This is a genomic window from uncultured Bacteroides sp., assembly GCF_949298305.1.
In the GTDB taxonomy this organism is placed as follows: domain Bacteria; phylum Bacteroidota; class Bacteroidia; order Bacteroidales; family Bacteroidaceae; genus Bacteroides.
The window spans coordinates 23731-30932 of record NZ_CASFWU010000024.1 but is presented as its reverse complement, the minus strand read 5'-3'; the positions used below and the strand labels follow the sequence as shown (position 1 = coordinate 30932).

The 7202-nt window shown below is 56.2% G+C and carries 4 protein-coding genes; 3 read left to right on the top strand and 1 reads right to left on the bottom strand.

Going from position 1 to position 7202, the window contains the following annotated elements:
* Positions 1-528: 528 nt before the first annotated feature.
* A complete protein-coding gene (locus tag Q1Y74_RS04980; protein WP_300812628.1) occupies positions 529-1833 on the top strand; it encodes an alpha-L-fucosidase in 1305 nt (434 codons plus the stop codon).
* Positions 1834-2209: 376 nt separating this feature from the next.
* Here Q1Y74_RS04980 and Q1Y74_RS04975 read toward each other — a convergent pair whose 3' ends face one another.
* Positions 2210-3754, bottom strand: a complete 1545-nt coding sequence (locus tag Q1Y74_RS04975; protein ID WP_300812627.1) for a phosphatase PAP2 family protein — start codon at positions 3752-3754, stop codon at positions 2210-2212.
* A gap of 281 nt (positions 3755-4035) precedes the next feature.
* Between Q1Y74_RS04975 and Q1Y74_RS04970 the strand changes: the two genes are divergently transcribed.
* The gene (locus Q1Y74_RS04970; protein ID WP_300812626.1) at positions 4036-4731 is read left to right on the top strand and encodes a zinc metallopeptidase; all 696 of its coding nucleotides are present in this window, start codon (positions 4036-4038) and stop codon (positions 4729-4731) included.
* A 300-nt stretch (positions 4732-5031) separates the two neighbouring features.
* Positions 5032-7017: a family 20 glycosylhydrolase gene (locus Q1Y74_RS04965; protein ID WP_300812625.1), complete on the top strand. Its 1986-nt coding sequence runs from the start codon at positions 5032-5034 to the stop codon at positions 7015-7017.
* Positions 7018-7202 lie beyond the last annotated feature (185 nt).

Sequence of the window (7202 nt, the reverse complement as noted above, 5' to 3'; positions counted from 1 at the left end):
ATATAATATATAATATATATAATATTAAAATAATTAACATTCCTCTTCATCCAAGCGTAAAAGCCTAAAATAACAAACTGTCATCTGTCATCTGTCATTACTGTCATTGGGGAAAAATGTTGGAATGTATATATTTATTGAAGTGCGGGCGGAAATGCGGATTGTTTCCTGAATGTGCGGACGAACCATTCGCTCCCGTACGGGAGAGGGATATCACGTTTTTCTTGCGCATCCCCCTGTCTTGCAGGTGGTTAACAATATTTAATGCGACTACCGCTTGTTTTTAACAGATTTTCACTTGTTTCCGGTGCCTCGTTTTTGGCTCTTCGTCCGGTTGTACGTATCTTTGCTGGGGAGGGGAAAGGGAAATGCTTGCAAGCCCCCGAAGCCGTTTCTTGCCCCCCCCTCATGAACCCGGAAAACCGACACGCGGAATTGGAGAGGGCAGATATTTCACCCCGATTGGGCTCGTGCAATTCCGCCGGCTTTCATTAACTTTGCAGACCTGTTATACTAAAAAGATAATTTATGAAAACACATCTGTTAGCTTTCGTTTTGCTGCTGGGCAGCCTCGCCTTCCCCCTGCGTGCCCAGAATTATGCTCCTTCGGCAGAGAACCTGAAGTCGCGCCAGGAGTTCAGGGACAAGAAGTTCGGCATCTTCCTCCACTGGGGCCTGTATGCCATGCTGGCCACGGGCGAATGGACCATGACCAACAACGACCTGAACTATAAGGAGTATGCCAAACTGGCAGGCGGCTTCTATCCCGCCAAGTTCGATGCCGCCCGGTGGGTGGCCGCCATCAAGGCGTCGGGAGCGCAGTACATCTGCTTCACGACCCGCCACCACGAAGGCTTCTCGATGTTCGACACCCAGTATTCCGACTACAACATTGTGGACGCCACCCCCTTCAAGCGCGACGTGCTGAAGGAGCTGGCCGACGAGTGCCACAAGCAGGGCATCCGCCTGCACCTCTACTACTCGCACATCGACTGGTATCGCGAGGATGCCCCGTGGGGCAGGACGGGACGGGGCACCGGCCGGCCCAACCCCGCGGGCGACTGGCCCAGCTACTACCGATTCATGAACAACCAGCTGACCGAGCTGCTGACCAACTACGGCGAGATTGGCGCCATCTGGTTCGACGGCCTGTGGGACCAGGACCAGAACCCTGACTTCGACTGGCAGCTGCCCGAACAGTATGCGCTCATCCACAAGCTGCAGCCCGCCTGCCTGATAGGCAACAACCACCACCAGGTGCCCTTCGAGGGCGAGGACATCCAAATCTTCGAGCGCGACCTGCCGGGCGAGAACAAGGCCGGACTCTCGGGGCAGGACATCAGCGCCCTGCCGCTGGAGACGTGCGAGACCATGAACGGCATGTGGGGCTACAAGATTACCGACCAGAACTATAAGTCCACCAAGACGCTGATACACTACCTGGTGAAGGCGGCCGGCAAGGATGCCAACCTGCTGATGAACGTGGGCCCGCAGCCGGACGGATGCCTGCCCGAAGTGGCCGTGCAGCGCCTGGCCGAGATGGGCGAGTGGATGAAGGTTTATGGCGAGACCATCTACGGCACCCGTGGCGGCTGCGTGGCTCCCCATCCCTGGGGTGTCACCACCCAGAAGGGCAACCGCCTCTTTGTCCACATCCTCGACTTGCAGGACAAGGCCCTCTTCCTGCCGCTGGAGGGCAGGCAGGTGAAACGTGCCTTTGCCTTTGTGGACAAGAAGCCGGTGAAGTTCAAGAAGGTGGACGGCGGCATCACGCTGCTGCTGGGCGAAGTGCCCACCGATACGGACACGGTGATTGAGCTGCTGCTGGAGTGAGTGTTAGCGGTTAACGGTTAGTGGTGAGTGGTTAGTATGCCGTGCGGCGTGGAGGCTTGGCACACAGATGACACAGACGGGACCGATGACCACAGATTATTATTTTTCTAACTCAAGTTTCGGTTTTACCGAAACTTGCGGGAGTTAAAGGAGTTAAAAGGAGTTATCGCCCGTCTTAGACGGGCTTAGAAGTTAAAAGCCAATAGAAAAACGAACAGCTCACAATGTATTGGCTTAACTCCTTAACTTCTTAACTTCTTAACTACCAGAGAAATATTAAATCCGAAACTTAAGTTTTCTAATCTGCGCTAATCTGCGTCAATCTGCGTTTAAATAAAAACTCTGTGAGACTCTGTGTCCTCTGTGGTGAATCCGCTCAAAACACGAACCCGATGGAGGCGCCCAGCGTGACGTTGTGCATGGCCGTCCTTTGGCTGTACGTGCGCAGTTCCCTTTCGCCCTGCTCGTCCGTCCACGAGTTTTTCAGCTCGTAGGTCAGGCGCGGGGCGGCAAAGTCATAGTCCGCATAGAGCCTGAAGGCCGCATTCTTCTTGTATCGGTAGGTCAGCCAGACGCCCGTCCCCACCTTGTGTACGCTGCTTTTCCTGATTTTCAGAAACTCTTCGTCCACAAACTCCGCTTCCCTCAAGTCCGCTGCCGTCAGACCTTCCTGACGGAGGTAGTACTCCACGTCGTCGCGGTAGTAGCGGTTGTAGTCGGCTTCGCTCACCCGGTTGCGGTCGAATATCTGCGGGTTGATGCGGCAGACGGAGTTCAGGCTGAAGTCTGCGGTCAGCCTTCTGCCCATCAGCACTTTGGTGCCCACCAGCATCCGTCGGCTGAGGGGGTAGGAGAGGTAGACGCCCAAGTCCACGTCGAAGATGCCCAGGTGGTCGGAACCCAGCCCTTTCAGTAGAAACATATTGACAGGTGCGCCTTCTTTCCGGTCGCCGTCCATGTCGAAGCGCTTCAGATTGGCAGGAGGAATGTCGGCCGTCAGCGGAGTGGTCGATACCTTCAGCCGTCCGCCTATGCCCACGTAGGTGTTGAAGAACCAGGCTCCCTCTACGCTGACCACGGTGCTCGTCCCCGTCCGCAGCCTCATGCCGAGCGACGAGCCGTGTTCGTGGTCGTAGATTTCGGCGGCCTTCAGGCTTCTTGGCCCAGTGGCCGCGCCCATGTTGAAAGCCAGGAAAGAAGGTGCGTCGTAGCGGCCGAAGTCCGTCTCCCGTCCTCTGTCCGTGTATTCCGGCTTGAAAATCAGGTCGCTGAAGAAGTAGCCCAGGTCGGCAGAGAGGATGCCGATGCCTGCCCCCACCAGCACGTCGCCTATCCAGTGGCGGTTGTTCAGCTGTCGGGTGATGCCCGTCAGTCCTGCCAGCGTGTAGCCGCCTATGCTGTACCAGGGGCTCCGCGCGCCATACTCCTTGTGCAGGATGGTGGCGCAGAGGAAGGCCGTGGCTGTGTGGCCCGAGGGGAAGGAGTTGTCGGCCGAGTCGTCGGGCCGCCTTTCCTTGACGGTGTACTTCAGCGAGTTGACCATGCCCGCCATCAGCGCGGCCGAAAACAGGTTGCTCACCGCCATTTCGCCCCACGAGCTGCGGCTCTCCACTCCAGCCAGCTTCAGTCCCCAGGCTGTGGCCAGCGGCAGGTATTGGGTGTAGTCGTCGTAGCGGCGGTGGAAGGTGGGCTCGAAACGGTTGCGCAGGGTGCGGAAGTGGGTGTTCTGCTCCTTGATGACGAGGCCGGACACGATGAGGGGCAGGCCCATGTATGAGAAGTTGCGGTCGAAGGCCTCCTTCCGGCTGCATCGGGAGGAAGCGTCGTCTCGGAGGCTGTCGGTTTGCGTTGTCTCGTATCCGTGGGCGGATGTAGCGAGGGCGGTGAATGCAATAATGGCAGTTAAGAGTTTAGGTGTCATGATTGTCGCTGTTGTTGGTAAAAACGGATTGCGACCGCAAAGGTAAGGGCTTTCTGAAAAGCTCCCGCGGACGGGTGGTGTACATTCGTGTTTGCCCAACATCTTGTCTGTTAGCTGTTTATCGTTTTAAGCTGCTGTACATTGTTCGGAAAATGTTCGACAAAATCCATAATCTGTGTTAAATCTTATGCTGTTTTGGACATCTTCCCTTATATTTGGCAAACTGTTTGTTACTTACTTTATTAAAACACTAATTATTCATTTAACGAAAAGACAAAATTATGGGAACTGGAATGATAGGATTGCAATGGATTATATTTATCGGTGTGGCTGTGGTGAGCTGGCTGGTGCAGATGAACCTGCAGAGCAAGTTCAAGAAGTACTCCAAGATACCTACGGGCAACGGCATGACGGGCGCCGACGTGGCACGCAAGATGCTTAACGACAACGGCATCTACGACGTGCAGGTGACCCACACGCCCGGACACCTGACCGACCACTACAACCCCGCCAACAAGACGGTGAACCTCAGCGAGAGCGTCTACAGCAGCAACAGCATCATGGCCGCCGCCGTGGCTGCCCACGAATGCGGACACGCCCTCCAGCACGCCCGTGCCTACGCCCCCCTCACGCTGCGCAGCAAACTGGTGCCGGTGGTTTCGTTTGCCTCCAACATCATGACGTGGGTGCTCCTGGCGGGTATCTTGCTGATTAATTCTTTCCCCGGGCTGCTGTTGGCCGGTATCATCCTTTTTGCCACCACTACGCTGTTCAGCTTCGTCACCCTGCCGGTGGAAATCAACGCCAGCAAGCGCGCCCTGGTTTGGCTCAGCGCCAGCGGCATCACCAATGCCTTTAACCACGATAAGGCCGAAGACGCCCTCCGCTCTGCCGCCTACACCTACGTGGTGGCCGCCCTCGGCTCGCTGGCCACGCTCATTTACTACATCATGATTTTCATGGGCCGCCGCGACTAATCTTCAAGGTCGTCAAATTAATAAGAAGCTGCTTTCCTTTAGGCACGGATTACGCGGATAACACGGAGAAAGAAGAATAATAATCCGCGAATTTCCGTGTAATTCCGTGCCTAAAAAACTACAAAATGTCAGCCACTTTTAGTTTTGACAATAGAGTGGGAGGGCGCGCCGGGATGGAGAAAGGGTTTTCTTCTCCGATTCCTGGCGCACCCTCTTTTTTTTGTTTCCTACTTTTTGTATATTTGCATCGTTTTGGACAACCGCCGTTGTCTTTTTGTTAACTTTAAACTATCTCCCTGTATGATGAACACCTTTTTTTCTTTTGCCCGTGCCCTGTGCCTCGTTCTTTTCCTTTCTGTGCAGTTGGGGCTGTATGCCCGCAATGAGAAGCCCTTTGTCATCCCCGAGCTGAAGGAGTGGAAGGGAGCCGAAGGCCGTTTCCTGCCCGCTGCCGACATGCGCGTCGTCTGTGGACAGCCCTCCCTGCGTGCTGTGGCCGAGGCGTTTGCGGCCGACTACGAACAGATGTTCGGCACCGCCCTCCGCGTGGACGAGGGTAAACCCCGCCCCGGCGACATTTTCCTGACCCTGAAGGGCGACAAGAAGCTGGGCGACGAAGGCTATGCCGTCCGCATAGACCGCAGCGTCACCGTCTCCGCCCCCCGCGAGGCGGGTGTCTACTGGGCCACCCGCACCCTGCTCCAGCTCAGCGAGCAGGACTCCCTCCGCAGCCTGCCGCGAGGACAGATACGCGACTATCCCGACTACGCCCTGCGCGGGTTCATGATGGATTGCGGCCGCAAGTTCATCCCCATGCCCTATCTGCGCGACCTGGTCAAGGTGATGGCCTACTATAAGATGAATACCCTTCAGATACACCTCAACGACAACGGTTTCAAGCAGTTCTATGGCCATGACTGGGGCCGCACCTACGCCGCCTTCCGCCTGGAGTGCGACACCTATCCGGGCCTGACAGCCCGCGACGGCTACTACACCAAGCGCGAGTTCATCGACTTCCAGAAGGAGGCCGCCTCGCAGTTCGTCGAGATCATCCCCGAGATAGACGCGCCCGCCCATACCCTGGCCTTCTCCCACTACAAGCCCGAAATCGGCAGCCGTGAGTATGGCATGGACCACCTGGACTTGTTCAATCCCGAGACTTATACGTTCATGGACGCCCTCTTCAAGGAATATCTGGAAGGCGACGAGCCTGTATTCTGCGGCCCTCGTGTCCACATCGGCACCGACGAGTATTCCAACAAGAAGAAGGACGTGGTGGAGAAGTTCCGCGCCTTCACCGACCGCTACATCCGCCTGGTGGAGAGCTATGGCAAGCAGGCCTGCGTGTGGGGCGCGCTGACCCATGCGGCGGGCGACACGCCTGTCAAGGCGGAAAATGTCATCATGAGTGCCTGGTATAACGGCTATGCCGACCCCAAGGCGATGGCGGAGCAGGGCTACAAGCTCATCAGCATCCCCGACGGCCTGGTTTACATCGTCCCTGCGGCAGGCTATTATCACGACTATCTGAACACCGAATACCTCTATAACAACTGGACGCCCGCACAGGTGGCCAAGGCCGTCTTCGAGGAGAAGGACCCCGCCATTCTGGGAGGCATGTTTGCCGTGTGGAACGACCATGTGGGCAACGGCATCTCCGTCAAGGACATCCACCACCGCCTTTTCCCCGCCTTGCAGACCTTGTCGGCAAAGACGTGGGGGGCGCAGGTCACCGTGCCCTATGCCGACTTTGACCGCTTGCGCCGCTCGTTGAGCGAGGCTCCGGGAGTCAATCAGCTGGCACGCATCGGACGCGGACCCGCCTTGGTCTACCAGGCCGCCGAAGTTCGCTCAGGCGAGTCATTGCCCTATCCCGAGATTGGCTATGACTATACCGTCAGCTTCGACCTGGAGGCAGCCCCCGAAGCGCCCGGCACCGAGCTGTTCCGTTCGGACAATGCCGTCTTTTACCTTGCCGACCCTGTGGGCGGGATGTTTGGCTTTGCCCGCGACGGCTATCTGAATACGTTCAACTACCGTCCCTATCCGGGCGAGAAGATGAATGTGCAGGTCAAGGGAGACAACCGCTCCACTTCGCTCTTCGTAGACGGCCGTCTCGTCGAGAAGATGGACATCCGGAAGCGTTACTTCAACGCCGGCAAGGATTCCATGAACTACGTGCGCACGCTGGTGTTCCCTCTGCAAAAGGCAGGCGCCTTCAAGAGCCGGATATCCAACCTGAAAGTTTATAACTACACCGAGGCTCCTCAGGCTTCCGCCCAATGAGTTCAGAGTTCAGAATTTAGAGTTCAGAGTTTGGGGTAATACTAACCGTTAACCGCTCACCGCTAACCACTATTTGTCCCTCTGTGGTAAATCCAAAAAGGAAGGGGATGTTTGACGAAAAGCAGCCGAACATTGTGTTTTCCGATAAAATGAAGTAACTTTGCCGTCCGAAAAATAGAAAATCA